19 protein-coding genes are annotated in these 15,812 nt (G+C 59.3%); 7 read left to right on the top strand and 12 right to left on the bottom strand.

The features are described 5' to 3' along the window. Positions 1-41 precede the first annotated feature (41 nt). The 5 genes from ACF8ME_RS23275 to ACF8ME_RS23295 all read right to left on the bottom strand — a co-directional run bounded on the left by ACF8ME_RS23275 (position 42) and on the right by ACF8ME_RS23295 (position 4,368). A complete protein-coding gene (locus ACF8ME_RS23275; protein ID WP_392418349.1) occupies positions 42-1,880 on the bottom strand; it encodes a DNA cytosine methyltransferase in 1,839 nt (612 codons plus the stop codon). Positions 1,881-1,932: 52 nt separating this feature from the next. Then, positions 1,933-2,889: a phosphoadenosine phosphosulfate reductase family protein gene (locus tag ACF8ME_RS23280; protein WP_392418350.1), complete on the bottom strand. Its 957-nt coding sequence runs from the start codon at positions 2,887-2,889 to the stop codon at positions 1,933-1,935. 143 nt (positions 2,890-3,032) lie between these two features. After that, the gene (locus ACF8ME_RS23285) at positions 3,033-3,434 is read right to left on the bottom strand and encodes a BLUF domain-containing protein (RefSeq protein ID WP_392418351.1); all 402 of its coding nucleotides are present in this window, start codon (positions 3,432-3,434) and stop codon (positions 3,033-3,035) included. A 244-nt stretch (positions 3,435-3,678) separates the two neighbouring features. Next, positions 3,679-3,972, bottom strand: a complete 294-nt coding sequence (locus ACF8ME_RS23290; protein WP_392418352.1) for an H-NS histone family protein — start codon at positions 3,970-3,972, stop codon at positions 3,679-3,681. A 177-nt stretch (positions 3,973-4,149) separates the two neighbouring features. Further along, positions 4,150-4,368, bottom strand: a complete 219-nt coding sequence (locus ACF8ME_RS23295) for a hypothetical protein (protein ID WP_392418354.1) — start codon at positions 4,366-4,368, stop codon at positions 4,150-4,152. Between the two features lie 530 nt (positions 4,369-4,898). Here ACF8ME_RS23295 and ACF8ME_RS23300 point away from each other — a divergent pair. Beyond that, complete coding sequence (locus ACF8ME_RS23300) at positions 4,899-5,138, top strand: hypothetical protein (protein ID WP_392418355.1); 240 nt, start codon at positions 4,899-4,901, stop codon at positions 5,136-5,138. Continuing rightward, positions 5,131-6,165 (top strand): putative phage abortive infection protein, encoded by a 1,035-nt coding sequence (locus tag ACF8ME_RS23305; RefSeq protein ID WP_392418357.1) that lies wholly within the window; start codon positions 5,131-5,133, stop codon positions 6,163-6,165. Before ACF8ME_RS23300 ends, ACF8ME_RS23305 begins: the two co-directional genes overlap by 8 nt. A 258-nt stretch (positions 6,166-6,423) precedes the next feature. Here ACF8ME_RS23305 and ACF8ME_RS23310 read toward each other — a convergent pair whose 3' ends face one another. The 4 genes from ACF8ME_RS23310 to ACF8ME_RS23325 form a co-directional block, all read right to left on the bottom strand. Further along, the gene (locus tag ACF8ME_RS23310) at positions 6,424-6,642 is read right to left on the bottom strand and encodes a hypothetical protein (RefSeq protein ID WP_392418359.1); all 219 of its coding nucleotides are present in this window, start codon (positions 6,640-6,642) and stop codon (positions 6,424-6,426) included. Continuing rightward, positions 6,635-6,967 (bottom strand): hypothetical protein, encoded by a 333-nt coding sequence (locus ACF8ME_RS23315; RefSeq protein ID WP_392418361.1) that lies wholly within the window; start codon positions 6,965-6,967, stop codon positions 6,635-6,637. Before ACF8ME_RS23315 ends, ACF8ME_RS23310 begins: the two co-directional genes overlap by 8 nt. 220 nt (positions 6,968-7,187) lie before the next feature. Further along, positions 7,188-7,328 (bottom strand): hypothetical protein, encoded by a 141-nt coding sequence (locus ACF8ME_RS23320; RefSeq protein WP_016452992.1) that lies wholly within the window; start codon positions 7,326-7,328, stop codon positions 7,188-7,190. Continuing rightward, on the bottom strand, positions 7,313-7,558 hold the full coding sequence (locus ACF8ME_RS23325; protein ID WP_392418363.1) for a hypothetical protein: 246 nt from the start codon (positions 7,556-7,558) through the stop codon (positions 7,313-7,315). The genes ACF8ME_RS23320 and ACF8ME_RS23325 overlap by 16 nt, the downstream gene beginning before the upstream one ends. A gap of 104 nt (positions 7,559-7,662) precedes the next feature. Between ACF8ME_RS23325 and ACF8ME_RS23330 the strand changes: the two genes are divergently transcribed. After that, a complete protein-coding gene (locus ACF8ME_RS23330) occupies positions 7,663-7,890 on the top strand; it encodes a hypothetical protein (protein WP_070080284.1) in 228 nt (75 codons plus the stop codon). Positions 7,891-8,541: 651 nt separating this feature from the next. Beyond that, positions 8,542-9,507: a phospholipase D family protein gene (locus tag ACF8ME_RS23335; protein ID WP_128422600.1), complete on the top strand. Its 966-nt coding sequence runs from the start codon at positions 8,542-8,544 to the stop codon at positions 9,505-9,507. Between the two features lie 288 nt (positions 9,508-9,795). Here ACF8ME_RS23335 and ACF8ME_RS23340 read toward each other — a convergent pair whose 3' ends face one another. Next, complete coding sequence (locus ACF8ME_RS23340) at positions 9,796-10,512, bottom strand: hypothetical protein (protein WP_392418365.1); 717 nt, start codon at positions 10,510-10,512, stop codon at positions 9,796-9,798. 453 nt (positions 10,513-10,965) lie between these two features. Next, entirely contained in the window at positions 10,966-11,658 is a 693-nt protein-coding gene (locus ACF8ME_RS23345; protein WP_392418367.1) for a LexA family protein, read from the bottom strand. An 84-nt stretch (positions 11,659-11,742) separates the two neighbouring features. Here ACF8ME_RS23345 and ACF8ME_RS23350 point away from each other — a divergent pair, with 84 nt between their 5' ends. Then, the gene (locus tag ACF8ME_RS23350) at positions 11,743-12,000 is read left to right on the top strand and encodes a transcriptional regulator (protein ID WP_392418369.1); all 258 of its coding nucleotides are present in this window, start codon (positions 11,743-11,745) and stop codon (positions 11,998-12,000) included. A gap of 21 nt (positions 12,001-12,021) precedes the next feature. Here the strand turns inward: ACF8ME_RS23350 and ACF8ME_RS23355 are convergent, their stop codons facing one another. Beyond that, entirely contained in the window at positions 12,022-12,255 is a 234-nt protein-coding gene (locus tag ACF8ME_RS23355) for a hypothetical protein (RefSeq protein ID WP_392418371.1), read from the bottom strand. Positions 12,256-12,291: 36 nt separating this feature from the next. Between ACF8ME_RS23355 and ACF8ME_RS23360 the strand changes: the two genes are divergently transcribed. Both ACF8ME_RS23360 and ACF8ME_RS23365 read left to right on the top strand, forming a co-directional pair. Then, positions 12,292-12,807, top strand: a complete 516-nt coding sequence (locus ACF8ME_RS23360; protein ID WP_236884569.1) for a phage regulatory CII family protein — start codon at positions 12,292-12,294, stop codon at positions 12,805-12,807. Positions 12,808-13,234: 427 nt separating this feature from the next. Then, positions 13,235-15,703, top strand: a complete 2,469-nt coding sequence (locus ACF8ME_RS23365) for a DUF5906 domain-containing protein (RefSeq protein WP_392418373.1) — start codon at positions 13,235-13,237, stop codon at positions 15,701-15,703. Positions 15,704-15,812: the final 109 nt, after the last annotated feature.

A 15,812-nucleotide genomic window follows, 5' to 3' on the forward strand; every position in this document is an offset into this window, starting at 1 on the left:
CCCGCGTGAGGCGGGCCGGGGTTGTAGGTGGAATCGTTTGGTCAAGCCGCGCGGCGCAGTTGCCAGGCCGTGGACTCGGGCGAGTTGAGCGAGACGATTTGCCGCATGGGCACGGGGCTCACGGAGTTACCGACCATGCGGACCTGGGCTGTTTTGGTCAGCACCTTTCCGGCAGCCGTGCGGTCAATCACATAGTTTTCAGGGAAGTCCTGGGCGTTGTAGAGCTCGCGCGGCACCAGCATGCGCAGCGTGATGTCCACGATCACCCAGGGCTCGCCCTTGAGCCACACGGTCACGAGCGCCAGGCGGTCGCGCGTGGTGATCGTGGTCATGGGGTCGCGCAGGTCCGCCCACTGGCCGCCGCTGGCGTGGTAGCGCATCAGGAAGGCTGCGCAGCGCAAGGCGCCGGCCTCCTGCTCGGGCGACAGGTGGTACTGGATCAGGGCATGGTGCTCGGCCCCGGCTGTGACCGTGGGCACGGGCTCGCGCATGTCGCGGCCCACGCTGTTCCTGCGCAGCGTGCACAGGTGCGCGGCTATCAGCTGCTGCTGGCTGCCGCTGGTGGTCACGGTCGATACAGGGTCGCGCAGGTCGCGGGCCGGTGTGCTGTTGAACCCACCGTTGGCCTGGACCATGAACGCGGATGCCAGGCTTTGCCCGCCGCCGCTGGCCGTCACGGTGCCCAGCGGCCCCCGGATGTCGTTGGCGCCGTGGCTCCAGCGCTTGCCACCGTCCTTGCCCTCGCCGTGCCCGGCCTGCACCAGGTATGCCGAGCTGATGGCGTGCTTGATGCCGCCGGCCACGGCCGTGCCCAGCGGCTGGGACAGGTCGAGCGCGCGCGGGGCCTGGCCCTTGGCTTCGCCGTAGCCCATCTGGATCAGGGTGGGCGACACCAGTGCACGGCAGCCGCCTTTTTCCGTGGCGATGGTGCTCATGGGGCGGTCGAGCATTTCGATCTTCCCGCCGTGGGCCATGTTCACGATGAACGGCTGTGGGCTGTTCAGCACGAACTTATCCAGGCCGTGGGCGATTCGCCGCATGGTGGCCGGCGCCAGTTCCTTCTTGCGCCCGAAGATGCTCTGCCCGGGGATGCTCCAGTCGATGCACTCGGCTGCCTGGCGGAATGGCTTCTGGCCCGCCTTGGGATTCTTCCAGTGCGTCTGCGCTGGCCACACGATGGGCAGGCCGTCGCGGCGCGCGATCAGGTAGAGCCGTGTGCGGGTGCTGCGCGAGCCCAGCGTTGCATTGCAGATCACCCGCCATTCCACCTTGTAGCCCAGGTCGCGCAGGGCCTGGATGAAGTGGCGCCAGTTGCGGCCCTTGTGCTTGGGGTCCGGCACCAGGAACTGATTGCCACGCGGCACCACCTCGCCGGGTTCGGCGACGCGGAAGGTGGCTTTCCCCGTGGCGGGGTCCGTGATGCGGTCCAGCGTGATGGCGCGGCCTGTGGCTGGATCGCGCTTCGCAATCAGCGGGGACCACTGCATCATCTGCTCGACGTTCTCCAGCGTGATGACATCGGGCTGAGTCTTGCCAGCCCAGCGGATGACAATCCAGGCAAGCGAGCGGATTTCCCCGTTGCGCGGCTGGCCGCCCAGGGCCTGGCTGTGGTGCGTGCAGTCCGGGGATGCATGCAGCAGGCCCACCAGCTCACCCTTGGTCACGGCCAGCGGATCCACCTCGCGGATGTCGGCGCGGTAGTGGCGTGTCTGCGGGTGGTTGACTTCGTGCATGCCGATGGCGTCGGCATCGTGGTTGATGGCCGCGTCCACGGGCCGGCCGATGGCCTGCTCGATGCCGGTGGATGCGCCGCCGCCGCCGGCAAACAGGTCGATCACCAGCTTGGCCGCGAGGGGCAGGAGAAATTGAGGGGTGAGCATGCGGTTCCTCAGAATGAGAAAAGCCCGCGTTGTGCGGGCTCTGGGTTTGTGTTCACTCGCACAGGCCGTAGGCCGATGCGCATGCTGTGGGTTCGTCCAGGCCGGCGAGGAGGTCGTACTGCCGGCCGCCGCGCGTGGTCTTGGCCCACTCGATGCGGGACCAGACATTGAGGTCTGCGAAGACCTGGCGCCGGTCGGGCGCTGAATGCGCGTCGGTGAAGAAGGTGGAGAAGCCGCGCTTGCTGCACTGGCCCACCAGTTGCTCCCAATCGCTGATGCGCTGGGGGTGCTCGGGCCAGCGCATAGAGATCTGCTGCAGCTCGTCTTTGCGGCAGTTGATGCATGGCATGCAGCCGACGCGACTGGCGCCCTGCAAGTAGAGCGGGTTCGGCTGGATCCGCCGCGCTGCACAAAAGGCGAAGACATCGGCGGTCGTCCACGCCACCAGAGGGCGAAAGGCCCGCAGGCCTGGCCCAATGCGCTCGGCCAGCTTGGCTTGGCGCCGTGCTTCGGACTCGTCGCGGCGCACGCCTTGCCAACTGATGACCCGGTGCCCCTGCTCCTGCAGGCCCAGCTGGAACTCGACCGCGATGTTTCTCTTCAATTCCTCGGTACAGAACTGGGCCTTTCGGCTGGGAAAGCGGCCTTTCAGCATGCACAGGTCCAGGAATGGATTACCGGACGGGTGCAAGGCCGCCAGGGCGCGGCGCTTGGCCTTGTTGGTCCAGCGCACCTTGCGCCCGCGCCTGTCTCGCCGGGTGCGGCAGTCGCGGGCGATGAACATGCGGCGCACCGCAAAGCGCTCGGTGAAGTCGGCGCGCAGTCGGTGGATGATCACTCCCAAGGCCTGCTCCAGATAGGCCAGGTAGTCATAGACGGCCTGGTGCTCGTTCCCGGTGTCGCAGAAGATCGGAACGACACTGCCGGGCGGGCAGCGCTCCAGGGAGAGCAGCAGCACGGCTGTGCTGTCTTTGCCGCCAGATACGGAAATGACGTGCTTTGTCGCCATGGGGTTGGGTTCCTCGGGACGAAAAAAAGCCAGCTCGGTGGCTGGCTTTGGAAAGGTAGAGAGTGGGCACCAGAACAGCGCCCAGGAGCTGTGCTCATGCCCCTCGCGTGCAGACGTAAAAAAACCGGCACGGGGCCGGTTCTTCAGTCAGTGTCGAGTTGCGGTATCAAGTCCTGAAGCTTTTGCAGAGCAAGCTCTCCAGGGCGGGAGCCTATCCCTTCCAGAACCTCGGCGTCATCTACCAAGTGATAGGCCATGGTCCATTTTCTGAATTTGCGGTGCGGCTGCTGATGGAGGTGTAGCAGAGGGGTGAAGTCGATATGCCGGGGATCACTGGCCAGCAGCGAGATCAAGTCTTGGACTTGATTGCTGGGCCCTTCGATGTACTGGCAGAAAAACTCGCCGTCGAACACCAGGATTCCTGTGATCTGGGCAGTTTCGTTGAAGGCCCGGGCCTTTTTGACGATCTGCGCAACGCAGGTTGCATCGACACCAGGAGCGAGTTTGCTCTGGTATAGAAAGCATTCGAGCAGATTGGTGCCCATGCTTCTCTCTCTCTTTCATTAGGTTGAAAGAAATAGTAGTTGCAAAATATTCCCCTTTGTGGGTGATTTGTGGAATTACAGATTTAAATTTTTTTGGCATGGGTTGGGCACGGTCTTTGCCCTTGACCCGGTTTGGAAGCGTCAGTCTTCAAAGAAAAAGCCCCTGGCGTGCGCTTCCAGGGGCTTGAGGAGCCGCCTAGACTTGGCGCGCACCTCCTTGCTTGGTGTATCGACAGCCCGTTGCCTAACTTTTGTCTGCTTCGATCAGGAATTGCCCGCGGTCCGCTGCGTCCTTGATCCAGTTCGGAGGCTTGCCCCGGCCGGTCCAAGTGGCCCCGGTGCCGGGGTCGCGGTACTTCGGCATGCCTACGCTGCCCTTGGGCTTACCCTGGGGGAAGACATCGGCGGAGGTCAGGCCGTGCTCTGCGATCAGCGCGCGGGCCTGGGCGATGCCCTCGGCTTTGCGCTCGGCCTGGGCCTTGGCGATCTGGGCTTCGAGTTCGGCCTTGCGGGCCAACAGGTTCTGGTATTCAGACATCGGGTTTCCTTTCGTGGCGCCGCGCGGGCGCCGTGGGTGGTTCAGTGGATGGTTCAGGCCGGTTCGCCGGTCACGGCCGCCGCGAAGGCGTCTTCGGGCGTCTGGTTCACAGGGTGGTTCGGGTCGGTGGGCGGCTCGTCCTCGCCTTCCTCGCGCAGCTCCTGCTGGTCCTCGTTTTCAGGCTGGCTGGCGGGCGTGTCGGGCTTGCTGCAGCTCGGCCGGGGCCAGCAGCTTGATGTAGATCTCGCCCTCGGCTGCCAAGCCGGACAGTTCGCCGAAGACATTGTTGTCCTGCAGCTCGTCGCCGTTGTATTGGATGGTGCCCTTGATGGTGACGCTGCCGCCTTCGCTCAGCTCGTAGTGCAGGCCGGTCAGCACGGCATCCATGAAGTCCACGTGCGCGCCTTCGATGCCCCAGTCCCAGATGAAGCGGTAGCCGCACCATTTCTGCTAGTAGGCGAAGCTGTACTTGGTGGGTAGCAGCAGCCTGCACTGCAGGCGGATCACCACGGTCCTCTGTGTTGGTGCGAGCACGGGCTGGAGCCGATGCCGCGAAAGCGAACGGTTGTCGAAGGCCTTTTGCTTCTCTTGCTCGTAAACGCTCTACTCGGTAATTGCGTATCGCTGGGCTACCCGGCTGGTGTCTGGTTGCCAGCTGCAATTTCAACCAGCATGGAGGGGGAGGGTGGGCGTATTGCGTTCTGCTTTCAACATGGCCTCGCTCCCATGAGCGATAGCATGGATGGCCAATCACTACGTAGTACTCCTGCGGCAATGAAGAGGAGAGGGCGTTGAGCTTCTATGGATGCAACCAGGGATACTGTCTCTAGAAGTCATTGAAAAAAATTTGAAGTGCCAGGAGTATTTAATGTGAATTTAGTGTAACATTTAAGTTACTTCTATGGGTGAATGTAATGGGTTTCTATATGGGTATCACCGTTTGGATATTTATTTCAGTACTGATTGGAACATTGATTGTTATGCCAATTATTCGAGAAAAAATATATTCAAAAATTGCAAAGGCGTTTGATTATTTATTTCATGAAAAGGGTGAAAATGATCTAAATAAACTAATGCATGGTATGACAGCATTGGCAGTGAATGTTATTTTTTTTGGTAATTTTTGTATTCCTTATCTCATTGCTGTTTTCTGTAATTTTGGTTGATGATGAGAATAAAAAGACAGGACCATTGGGTGATTTATTTAATGGATTGCTAACCCCTTTACTAACATTCCTCACTTTTTGTGGTTTGTTGGTGACAATTATTGTTCAGCAAAATCAACTAAAAGCTACTCTTGCCGAGCTAAAAGCTAATCGCACTGAGGCCGCTGAAGGAAACATCGTCCTTGGAAATCAATTGAAAAACTCCGCTGCACAGAAATTTGACAGTAATTTTTTCTCTCTGTTACAGAAGCAGGATAAAATAGTTTTTGATATAAATAGCTCGCGCAGTGGAGGTAAGTATTTCTCGGAGACTATAAAAAATATTTATGAGGGTTATGACGTAAATTTGAAATCATGGGAGGGTGAGAGAGATAAATACCTAATGTTTTTCTTAGTTAATTATCAGATTCTTGATTATGTGGAGGCGTCTGTAGAGGCTGGTGTAATTGGGGGGGATGATGCTCGAAGATATAGAAACATAGTTCGAGCTGTTACCCCGAATGAGTTCTTGATGCTTTTGCTTATAAATTGCAGGGGTGATAATTTCCCAGAATACAAAGCGTACTTGGTTAACGCAAAATTCTTCGAGCACTTCTCCTATGAAAATCTCAAATTAAAATGGATGATTCTTTTGTTTGGTACTTGGAGTGTTGAATCGTTCGGAAATAAGGATAGAGTTCGAAAATACTTGGTTGAACGAACTTGGGATGTTAAGGGGCACATCCCAAAAATTCCAAGAGAGATTGAAAATGATTTTTATCATCTGAAAGATTTATTAAATGGCAAAGATCATGGATACGACTTGCTTGAACCGTATAAAGCAAGTCACGAAAAAACTTTCGAATACATGAAAAATACTTTTGATTCGCTATTTGATATTACTTCAATAGTTGCGAATGATGATATTTTTTTTGCTTACGTTCGGCAAGATGTGTATTATTTTCTAAGTTTGTTTGGGAAGGATTCCAAGATATTGGAGGATTTTCACCAAATTGTTATTCAAGCTTTGGAGAAGTTCAGCCGTTGATCATTCGATAATGTATCTGTTTCTGAGTAATGTGTATCTTTTTTTGATGTGAAATACATCTAATTTTTCATCCAACAGAATGGTCTCCTCTTGACCATCAGATGCGTCTTGCTACGGTGTCTCCAAAATATCGGCAAGGAGGCTAATTTCACCCCGGTGTTAGTCTATTGAACGTCTTCTATTATCTACCCATGTCGCAAAAAGTAGTTTGCATGTGCAGAATAAATGGTAATTTCTATCATTGTGAAGAATCTAGTTTCAAGGGACTTTGCCTTTTGGTTTGGCATAGCTGGGCAGGGGCATGCAGAGGTTGTAGGTGGCCAGCCAGTGCATAGCGCGGTGGCTGTGGAACGGGTAGCGGCAGCCTTCATTCGGCGTAAGTCCCGCCGCATGGGCTTCGCGCGCTTCGCGTTCAATGACGGCTTTTGGAACGCTGGTTACCCATGTGCCGCATTGGTCAACGATGGGGTCAGCCATGAGCCTCCTCCCCGGAGCGCGGGGGAACCAGCGCTGCACAGACCATATGGGCGTGCACCTCGCTCCTGGGCGGCCTGCAGTGCAGGGTGTGCACCTGTGCGCGGTCCAGTTCCACAACGAGCGCAACGCCCGGAACCAACCGCGCCCTGTTCTCATTCCAAAAGCGCTGGGCGGCGTTGCCTGTCCAGGTGACGCGCCAGGGCTCAACGCGGTGTGGCCCGAGGCGGTCATACAGCAGGAGCTGTAGCTGGAAGGCGCCGCATGCCGCCTGGGTCGCCTGGGGCGGCGTGCGGCTCAAAAAGACGGTGCCGGTGTGCTTCATCATTGCCTCCTTTCGGCTGGTTGCCCAGTGCGCGGTTTGGCTTCAGGTGTTGGTAGGCGATCCAGGCGGACGGAACAATCAGCGCAGACGTGGCAGGCGCGGAAGCGACGCGAGCCGGCGACGGGCTTTTCTTGTTCGCACTGGATGCAGAAGATGGCTTCGGCCAGGTCATGGAGCCGCATGGGCTCTCGGCCTTTTTTGGGACTGCGCATGGCCGGGCACCTCATGCGCTGCGCTGCAGGGCCCGGGCGCTTATGGAGCGTGCGCCCGGGTGGCGCTCCATGGCATCGCACACAGCCGCGCAGCTGCTGCGTGCGAGCGCGATGTGCGTGAGGGCGCCGATGGTGATCAGGAACGGGCGCATGGAAGAACTCCTGTGGGGTACTGAGGCATGGCCGGCGCGCCAGCGCGCACGCGGCGGCGGGGCAGGGTCGCCAGCACCAGGTCGGTGTCGCCTTGATCGGTGGGCACCATGCAGCGCTGCTGGTGCGCGCGTGCAATGGTTGCGGCGACATCGGTGCAGCGGCTGTCGCGGTATGCGAATGCGCTGCTGGTGAGCGGGATGCTGGGCATGGTGACGCGGGCGGCTGTCATGGCGGCTCTCCTGGTTGAGTATGGAAAAGCCGCCTCATGGGCGGCCTGAAGTGCACTGCGGCAGGGCGGTGACAATGGCGCCTTCAACAAAGGAGGAGCCGCAGATGCTGGACGTGACGATGACGAACGGGAAGGCGATGGACCAGGCCATCAACTGGATGCGCACAGCGTCGCGCGAGCTGGATGAGCGCTATGGCGAGGGGTATGCGAAGGCCAATCCGCAACTGGTCGCGGCCATGGTCCAGGCTGCGGCAACGGACCAGCACTTTCAGGGCGTCAATGCGCTGTCCGAGGCGGTGGTCGAGGCTGCCGATGCGATGCGAGGGACGTAGTGCAGAGCCTGCGGGCCGCAGCGGTTCCCAAACTTGAACGGGTCGCGCTCGAATTCGCATGCCTTGTCCAATGGCCTGCCATTGACCGGGTCAGTACCTTGGTGGGGCGCTTGGCAACGGTCGTCGAATCTGCCGGTGCTGGTGCGGTGGTAGTGGATGCAGTCCTTGCAATGCTGCTGCGGTCTGTGGCTCATGGTGCTTCCTGGTGCAAAAGAAGCGGCCCGCTCAGTGGCGGGCCGGGTTGGTCGAAATAGGTGGTTCCTGGCCAAGCGTAGAGCAGCTTCCCGTCGTCCCAGGTTCGTTCTGCAGACGCCGTCGTCTGATCTATCTGTTTGCCGAGCGCGTCGTAGAGGGCAAGCTTTGAACGTTGTCCGTGCCGGGGCCGCGGCTTGCATGGCTGTGCATGCAGAGCTGTTTCAAGGCTACGGTTTCCGCCAGATCCCGAAAATGCGCGGCAAGCCAGAAAGCTGAGTGATGTGTGCCAGGGGATTCTGGATACTTCATGCTCAGGTGTTCCGCCTTCGGCTTGGTGCACATTTCAGTGATGATGACCGGCTAGTCCAGCGCCCTGAAAACTCGCAGCTGATATCCTCAAGCAGCGGCCGCAATGGCCCCACAACTGCCCTGAACGTCACTAAACGAAAGACCGATATGGATGAGAGCAACAGCCGACTGATCAGTGAAACGCTCTGGGATGAGGTGAAATCATTGCAACGCTCAGGTGCCCCCACCTCTGCGGCGATTGCCTATTACAGCCGGGATCTTCTGTACCTCAAAGAAGGAGACATCCTGGTGTGCGACGCATCATTTGATTCGATTTCTTCAGGAAAAAGTAGCGGCAATCTGCTACTCGAGCTTCATAAGAAAGGTGTGAAGATCTACAGCCAGCCTGCGCTGCATGCTAAGGTCGCCTGTATTGGTAGCAATGTTCTGGTTGGGTCAGCCAATGCATCCTCGAACTCAGAAAACAGGTTAGTGGAGGCCGCAGTTTTGAGCCAAGACAGCGGCCTGTACGCGCAAGTGCTGGCTTTTGTTAACCAACTCGCGACACCGGAGGCATTGCAAACTACTGCTCAACTGAAGATTTTGGCCGAGATCCCTGTACTACAAGAAAGGGGAGAGCCGAGTACGCCAAGGCCGCCAGTAACAATCGAGGGTACGTCGGTGGCTTGGTGGCTGTCGACCGGCCCAATTGCTGAAAAGCTTGAGAATGACCTAGCCCTCCAACAGGAAAATGGACTTCACGTCGCAAAGAAATTGGCACCTGAGGTCGAGGCCTCGGAGCTGGATTTTATTAGCTGGCCAATGAGGTTTCGGGTCGCAAAGGAAGCAAAGCCCGGTGACCGTGTTATCCAGGCGCACGCCTCCACAAAAAGGGGCGATGAAAGCAATTGTGCGGTCAATGCAGCGGCTGCAATCGTTCACGTGGAGAGGGGCCCGACACATGCCCTTATTTACCTAAAGAGCCTCCGCCCGACGCCTGGTCAATTGGAATTGGCCGAGGTTCAAAAAGTCACGAATACCTGGGGGCGAAAACTCACCGCTATGAGCGCAAGAATACTGAGTGAAGACGAATATCTAAAGATCGAATCACTCTTTCCAGGCGACAATACATAGGCAGGCCAGCTCACAGACTGCCGCGCTCCGGAAGTGGCGGGAATGCTGTTGGTCCGTTGGGCACGAGAAGATGGCTTTAGTGGTCACTACATTTGGTGCTCGCAGCTTGCGTGGTGTTCGGCGCTAAGGTGCTCCATGGCCCATGGTCGTGCTCATTATGTGCTGTCTCCTGTGAAATAAAAAGGACCGCAGGTGCGCATCACTACGTTTCCGCATCTCCTGGATACGCGCTGCCGGGAAAAGAAAAGGCCCGCGTTTTGCGGGCCTTGAGGGTATTCAGTGCGTTGTCTATCGAGGTGCCGAGAGTTTTTCGCCACCCTCAAAAATTACTTCCCATGGGGTGAACATGACTTTGTATTTGCCTTCTTCCAGATTCCACATTGCGCGCTGATCCTTGTCGAATTGGTTGTAGCTCCGCACGCCAGTCCATTTGATGGTACTGCCCGGGCGGATTTCCTCACTCGCAGCAAAATTCATGGAGCCTACAACCTTGTCAAAGACGTCAATAAACGTCATTTCACCGGAGACACCCATAATTCGTTTGTGAGTTTTATTTTCAATGCCGACAATAAATATCTGCTGATCTTCAAAGCGTCCTGCATGAAAATCTCTTGGTCTTTGATTCTTGGAAAGGAGGGCGACTGTCACAGACTCGTTGATCAACCTTTTGGCAGCTTCGGCCTCCTTAGCAAGCTTTTCCTTCAAGGCTTTTTCCTCTTCAGCCTTGATGCGTTGATCCTCCGTCCACTTCTTCTGCAAAGATATGGCGTCGCCGACAGTTGTACCGAAGGGGATGCCCTCACCCTTGCCAAGTAGCTCCCCGGTCTTTGCTCGAGCTACAAATGCCGCCAAAAGCTTGCGATCCTCTTCGGGTAGCTTTTTTACAGCAGGGGCCAAGACTGAATCCCACTGGCTCATGTCGCTTGGAATGACGGTCTCTGTTGGTTTGCTGCAGCCGGTAATGAGCACCATGGCCGCGAAAAATGGGATCAAATACTTTGTCACTGCCTCTCTCCTTTGAACGAATTGCCCCAATCGTAACTGGTATGGGCGAATGTTTCAAAGTGTGAGTGATCGGTGAATCCCCGCTGCTTTCCCGAGGTGGTCAGGCAGGCTGCATCAGCCCGATGCACCCAAAGCCGCCTGCAGTTACCGCGCCAATGCAGGTGGGCGCCGCTCTGGTGAGCGATCAGGCCCTGTAGTGTCAACACGCACCACGCGATGCGCTCGGCCAGGGAGGGCTAGGTTTCGCGCTCTTCCTGGTCTGCAGGCGCGGGGTCGGGTGCAGGGCGCTTTCTACGAAGTGGCGCCTTGGGTATCCAGCAACAGGGAGAAAGACCAGGGGCTGATCCCCGGTCGATGCCGTGGTGCCCGCCGATACTTGATCGGCAGGCGAATATTAGCTCTAGGCTAATATTTGTGTCAATAGCCCTGTGCTAACAATTAGCTCTTGGCTGGCTACTTGAAGTAACGGCGGTGTTCGACCATCGTTCCGATGATGGTGATGGTGGTCTCGTCCGAGCGCAGGGTTGGGTAGTCGTTGTTGAGTGGAACGAGCTCGAAAACCTCGTTGCCCAGAATGTCGATGGAGCGCGGCCGGTACTTCTTGAACGTGGCCTCCTCGCGCCCATTTTTCGCCGCAACGAATGAGCCGGGTCGGGGCCTGGCGCATGGGTCAATGAGCACGCGGTCGCCTTCCTTGAAGTCTGGTTCCATGGAGTTGCCACGGATGGTCAGGGCGAACGTCGTGTTGGAGTGCTTTCGGTCCGTGAAGAGCCACTCCTCGGCATCGCCTGGTTGAAATGTGTCTGCAATCTCTTTCCACGCGCCTGCTTGGATGTGCGAGATCAGGGGAACCCGGCGCACCTCCGGCATTGCAATCTCCACATTGGGAGCGCCGCGTGGGTCCGTGCTCCGCTCTGCCGGTTGATCCATCCAGCCCGTTGGCTTTCCTGTCTTCTGTTCGATCTCCCGCGCGATGGCGTTGCTCATCACCCTAGGCTTTCCAGTCTTGGAATTTGTGGATGCGTTCAGCCATTGGCTGATCTGCGCGGGGGCTTTGCCTATTTTTTCTGACAAGGCTGCTTGGCTGCCTGCCTCCTTGATCAGCAGGCTTAGTTTCACTCGGCGGGTGGCTTCTACGGGTTGCATCGGATGAGTATTTAGCGTTTGGCTAACTTGGACAACGTGCCAGGGGCTATTCAATGTGATTAGCTTTAGGCTAAACTTGCTGCCATGAAGCTATCGAACTACCTTCAAACCAAGGGGCGGGGCAGCAAGGCAAAGCTCGCCAGGGACATCCGAGCGCATGCCTCTGACCTGTCCGATTGGCTGGCAGGTAAGCGCCCGGTGCCCCTCCATCGCTGTACCGCGATCGAGATGGCCACGGCTGGGGCGGTGAGCCGTAAGGATTTGCGCCCAACCGATTGGCACATCCACTGGCCCGAACTGGCTCCACAGGTCTCCGAAGCTGGGGTGGCTTGCCGTGTCTGATGACCTTAGTGTGGCCGGCGGTCATGGCGCAACCCGATCTGCCATCCGGCGCAACTGCAACACGACTGCAGGCGGCACGCTACCCGTTTCCTCCATCCGCTCCGTGCAGAGCTGGCTCCAGCGGCGCAGCTTGGCGATGGTGAAGCCCCGGCCCTCGCATTCCAGCACAAAGGCCATCTGCCCCATCAGGAGCTCCATGGCCTCCATCCAGTCTTGGATGCCTGTGGCTTGGGGGGTGGTGCTGTGTTGGCTCATCGCTTCCGTTCCTTTCGAGGGTGAGTGCTGATGTCCATGACTTTCTCAATTTCCGGTCCTGCCGGATATGGCGGCGTGGGCCCAGCGGCCGACACTCGCCCGGGGATGGACGAGATCCTGGCCGCGCAACAGGCCGCCCAGGCGTTCAAGGGCGGGGTGCCTGCGTTAGCCAAGGCCATGGCCATTTCACCCAACACGCTCCAGCACAAGCTCAACCCGGGCAACACCCGCCACCACCTGACCCTGCGTGAGTCCATCGAGCTGCAGCGCATCACGCGTGACGTGGGCGTGCTGCGCGCCATGGCCAAGGCCCTTGGGTATGTCTGCGTCCTGGCCACGCCCGACCAGAGCGATGGCGACCCGGTCCAGGCGTTCGCCAACCTGCATGGCGAGGTGGCCGACTTCTCCCGCGCAGTGGCAGATGCCTTAGCCCAGCAGCCGCCCAGCCCCAACGCCCAGCGCCGCATTGACTACCACGCGCAACAGTTGATAGCGGCCGCATGCCACATGGTCAGCACCACGGCGGCCATGGTTCCAAAGCGGGCGGGCTGACATGTTTCCAGCGACCACCCTCATCAACAACCACCACGGCCTGGCCTTGTCCGCCATTCGGGCCTGCACCTCTATCTCCCTGCTGATTCGTGGTGGTCAGGGTGGTCGCTCCTTTCTTACCGCACTCGCGGCTCATCGCACGCATGGGGGTGACAGCCCGCGCGCACGCACAACAGCAGGCACCAGCATGCACACAACTCCCTCTCGCCGCGCCGCTCCCGCGCGCCCTCTGTTCCCCGCTCCCCTTTGCTTTCAGGAAGGCGCGCGCACGCGCCTGTCAGTTGGGGGGTGTGCGGTGCTATCGTTTTTTTGCAAGGGCTGCTTAAAAATTAAGCAAACCGATCGCGGGTCCTTTCTGGCGAGCTTCAAAGCGGGTAATTCGAACCCCTTCTGCCGGGTAGTCAGTGGCGCTGGGAGTTACTGACTGATGTCCTCGAACTATGACGACGTCCTGGGCCAGCTCATCCAGGCCGGCCTGGAGGTGGATCGGCTCGAAGTGGGGCGTCTGCGCCGCTGCCGGGTCGAGGGCCGGGGCAAGGAAAAGCCCGGCTGGTATCTGCTGCACGAGATGCGGCTGGACAACGGCAATGACCTGATCGTCGGCAGCTTCGGCGTCTGGAGCGGCGCGGAGAACAATGCCCGCAAGTTCGAGATCCGCAAGTCGGAGCTCAGCCGCGAGCAGTTCGAGGCGCTGCGCAAACGCTTGGCCGAGGACAAGCGCCGTGCTGAGGCCGAGCGCAAGGCCGAGGCTGAACGCGCAGCAGCCAGGGCCACGGCCGCATGGAAAAAATGCCAGCCCACCGGCGACAGCGACTACCTTGCCCGCAAGGGCGTGGGCGGTTACGGCGTGCGCTACTCGCCCAGCGGCGCCATGGTCATCCCGCTGCTGGACGCCATGGGCCACATCCACGGCCTGCAGATCATCCGTGGCAAGGACCGCAAGCCTGGCGCGCGCGAGAAGGAATACTGGCCGCTGGGCCTGGTGAAGAAAGGGCGCTTCCACCTAATCGGCATGCCGGTGCCTGGCAGCGTGGTGCTGGTCGCCGAGGGCTATGCCACTGCGGCCAGCCTGCACATGGCCACCAGCCTGCCGGTGGCCGTGGCCTTCGACGCCAACAATGTGCCGGTGGTGGCCGAGGCTCTGCGCGCTCGCTACAAGGGCGTGCGCCTGCTGATGTGCGCTGACGATGACAACACGCAGCGTTGCCACGCCAAGGACGAGGCCGAGAGCCAGCGCCTGGGCAAGCATGTGGAGTGCCGGGCCCGGGTATGGCTGCCCGATGGCCGGACCTGCCCGAAGTGCGGCCAGGACCACAACGCGGGCAATGCCGGCATGACCATGGCCAGCACGGCCGCCATGCAGGTGGACGGCCAGTGGGTGGCGCCCGCCTTTGCCGACCCGATGGCGTTGCGCGCCGGCTGGCTGGACAGCGGCACCAAGCTCAACGACTTTAACGACCTGCACATATCCGAAGGGCTGCATGTGGTGCGCGCCCAGGTCGAGGCCCGCCTCCTGGAGTTGGGCTGGCGTACGCGGAGCGGGGCACAGCGCCTGCAGCCCAGCCGGGGGGAGGGGGGTGGCACGGTGCTGGAGCAGCTGCGGCCCATCGACAGCCTGGACGAACTGCTGGAGCGTTTTGCCCTGGTGTACGGCCAGGGCGGCGCGGTGTTCGACCACGATGAGCACCGGCTGGTGACCCTCACAGATATGGGCCACATCTGCCTGAGCCGCGATCTCTACCGGACCTGGAGCGAGCATCCAGACCGCCAGATCGTGCGTCCCGAGCAGGTGGGCTTCGACCCGGCCTGCACTGACGAATCCATCACCTGCAATCTGTGGGACGGCTGGCCCACCCGGCCCAAGCCCGGCAGCTGCGAGAAGCTGCTGGAACTGCTGTGGCACATGTGCAGTGGCGACGGCAACGCGGATGCGCTCTACAACTGGGCGATCAACTGGCTGGCCTACCCGCTGCAGCACCCTGGCGCCAAGATGAAATCCACCATCGTCGTGCACGGGCCTCAGGGCACGGGCAAGAACATGTTCTTTGAGGCCTACATGGCCATCTTCGGCAAGTACGGCTGGACGATCGACCAGTCCGCCATCGAGGACAAGTTCAATGACTGGGCCAGCCGCAAGCTGTTCCTGATTGCCGATGAAGTGGTGGCCCGCTCGGACCTGTACCACGTCAAGAACAAGCTCAAGGCCTTCATCACCGGGGACCAGATCCGAATCAACCCGAAGAACATGGCGGCCTACTACGAGGCCAACCACGTCAACATGGTGTTCCTGTCCAACGAGGCCATGCCCGTGGTGCTCGAAGAGGACGACCGGCGGCACGCCATCATCTGGACGCCAGCCAAGCTGGATGCCGAGTTCTACCGGGCCGTCAAGGCCGAGATCAATGCCGGCGGAATTGCCGCGCTGCATGACTTTCTGCTGGGGTGGGATGTGGGCGACTTCGATAACGCCACTCAGCCGCCCATGACGGAGGCCAAGCAGGAGCTCATCGCGCTGAGCCTGGACAGTCCCAGCAAGTTCGTGCGTGCATTCGAGGCGGGGGACGTGTCCGGCTTTCCTGGGAAGGGCAGCCCCGGCCTGCTGACGCCGTGCCTGACCACCGACATCTACGAGCTCTACAAATGGTGGTGCGGCAACACGAACGAGAAGGCGTTGACCCTGCCCAGGTTCTCCAACGCCCTCAAGCGCAAGCACCAGGCCGGCATCGAGCGCAAACGCTACGTGCTGGATTTCAACAGAACGGTGGGCCCTGCAAGCGTCTGCTACTTGCCCGGTGGCCAGGAGCTGCCGCCCGGTAGACCCGAGACCGAGTGGCTGGGCGAGCGCATCGAAGTCTTCAAGCGGACTCTCAAGGACGCCCGTGGAGGTGTGCTTTGACCTGCTGCACCCTCGTGCGACCTGTCATGTGCGCTATGTGCGCTATCCCGTGCGCCATCGTGTGCGCCGCTAAGTTGTTGATTAATAAGGTATGTGCGCCATGTGCGGC

This window comes from Delftia sp. WSY_7, assembly GCF_043104845.1.
In the GTDB taxonomy this organism is placed as follows: domain Bacteria; phylum Pseudomonadota; class Gammaproteobacteria; order Burkholderiales; family Burkholderiaceae_C; genus Comamonas; species Comamonas tsuruhatensis.

Bases quoted from the DNA above. Each gene is read 5' to 3' on its own strand.
- ACF8ME_RS23275 (WP_392418349.1), bottom strand. From the start codon at position 1,880: ATGCTCACCCCTCAATTTCTCCTGCCCCTCGCGGCCAAGCTGGTGATC.
- ACF8ME_RS23280 (WP_392418350.1), bottom strand. From the start codon at position 2,889: ATGGCGACAAAGCACGTCATTTCCGTATCTGGCGGCAAAGACAGCACA.
- ACF8ME_RS23285 (WP_392418351.1), bottom strand. From the start codon at position 3,434: ATGGGCACCAATCTGCTCGAATGCTTTCTATACCAGAGCAAACTCGCT.
- ACF8ME_RS23290 (WP_392418352.1), bottom strand. From the start codon at position 3,972: ATGTCTGAATACCAGAACCTGTTGGCCCGCAAGGCCGAACTCGAAGCC.
- ACF8ME_RS23300 (WP_392418355.1), top strand. From the start codon at position 4,899: ATGGGTATCACCGTTTGGATATTTATTTCAGTACTGATTGGAACATTG.
- ACF8ME_RS23310 (WP_392418359.1), bottom strand. From the start codon at position 6,642: ATGGCTGACCCCATCGTTGACCAATGCGGCACATGGGTAACCAGCGTT.
- ACF8ME_RS23315 (WP_392418361.1), bottom strand. From the start codon at position 6,967: ATGATGAAGCACACCGGCACCGTCTTTTTGAGCCGCACGCCGCCCCAG.
- ACF8ME_RS23320 (WP_016452992.1), bottom strand. From the start codon at position 7,328: ATGCGCCCGTTCCTGATCACCATCGGCGCCCTCACGCACATCGCGCTC.
- ACF8ME_RS23325 (WP_392418363.1), bottom strand. From the start codon at position 7,558: ATGACAGCCGCCCGCGTCACCATGCCCAGCATCCCGCTCACCAGCAGC.
- ACF8ME_RS23330 (WP_070080284.1), top strand. From the start codon at position 7,663: ATGCTGGACGTGACGATGACGAACGGGAAGGCGATGGACCAGGCCATC.
- ACF8ME_RS23335 (WP_128422600.1), top strand. From the start codon at position 8,542: ATGGATGAGAGCAACAGCCGACTGATCAGTGAAACGCTCTGGGATGAG.
- ACF8ME_RS23345 (WP_392418367.1), bottom strand. From the start codon at position 11,658: ATGCAACCCGTAGAAGCCACCCGCCGAGTGAAACTAAGCCTGCTGATC.
- ACF8ME_RS23350 (WP_392418369.1), top strand. From the start codon at position 11,743: ATGAAGCTATCGAACTACCTTCAAACCAAGGGGCGGGGCAGCAAGGCA.
- ACF8ME_RS23355 (WP_392418371.1), bottom strand. From the start codon at position 12,255: ATGAGCCAACACAGCACCACCCCCCAAGCCACAGGCATCCAAGACTGG.
- ACF8ME_RS23360 (WP_236884569.1), top strand. From the start codon at position 12,292: ATGACTTTCTCAATTTCCGGTCCTGCCGGATATGGCGGCGTGGGCCCA.
- ACF8ME_RS23365 (WP_392418373.1), top strand. From the start codon at position 13,235: ATGTCCTCGAACTATGACGACGTCCTGGGCCAGCTCATCCAGGCCGGC.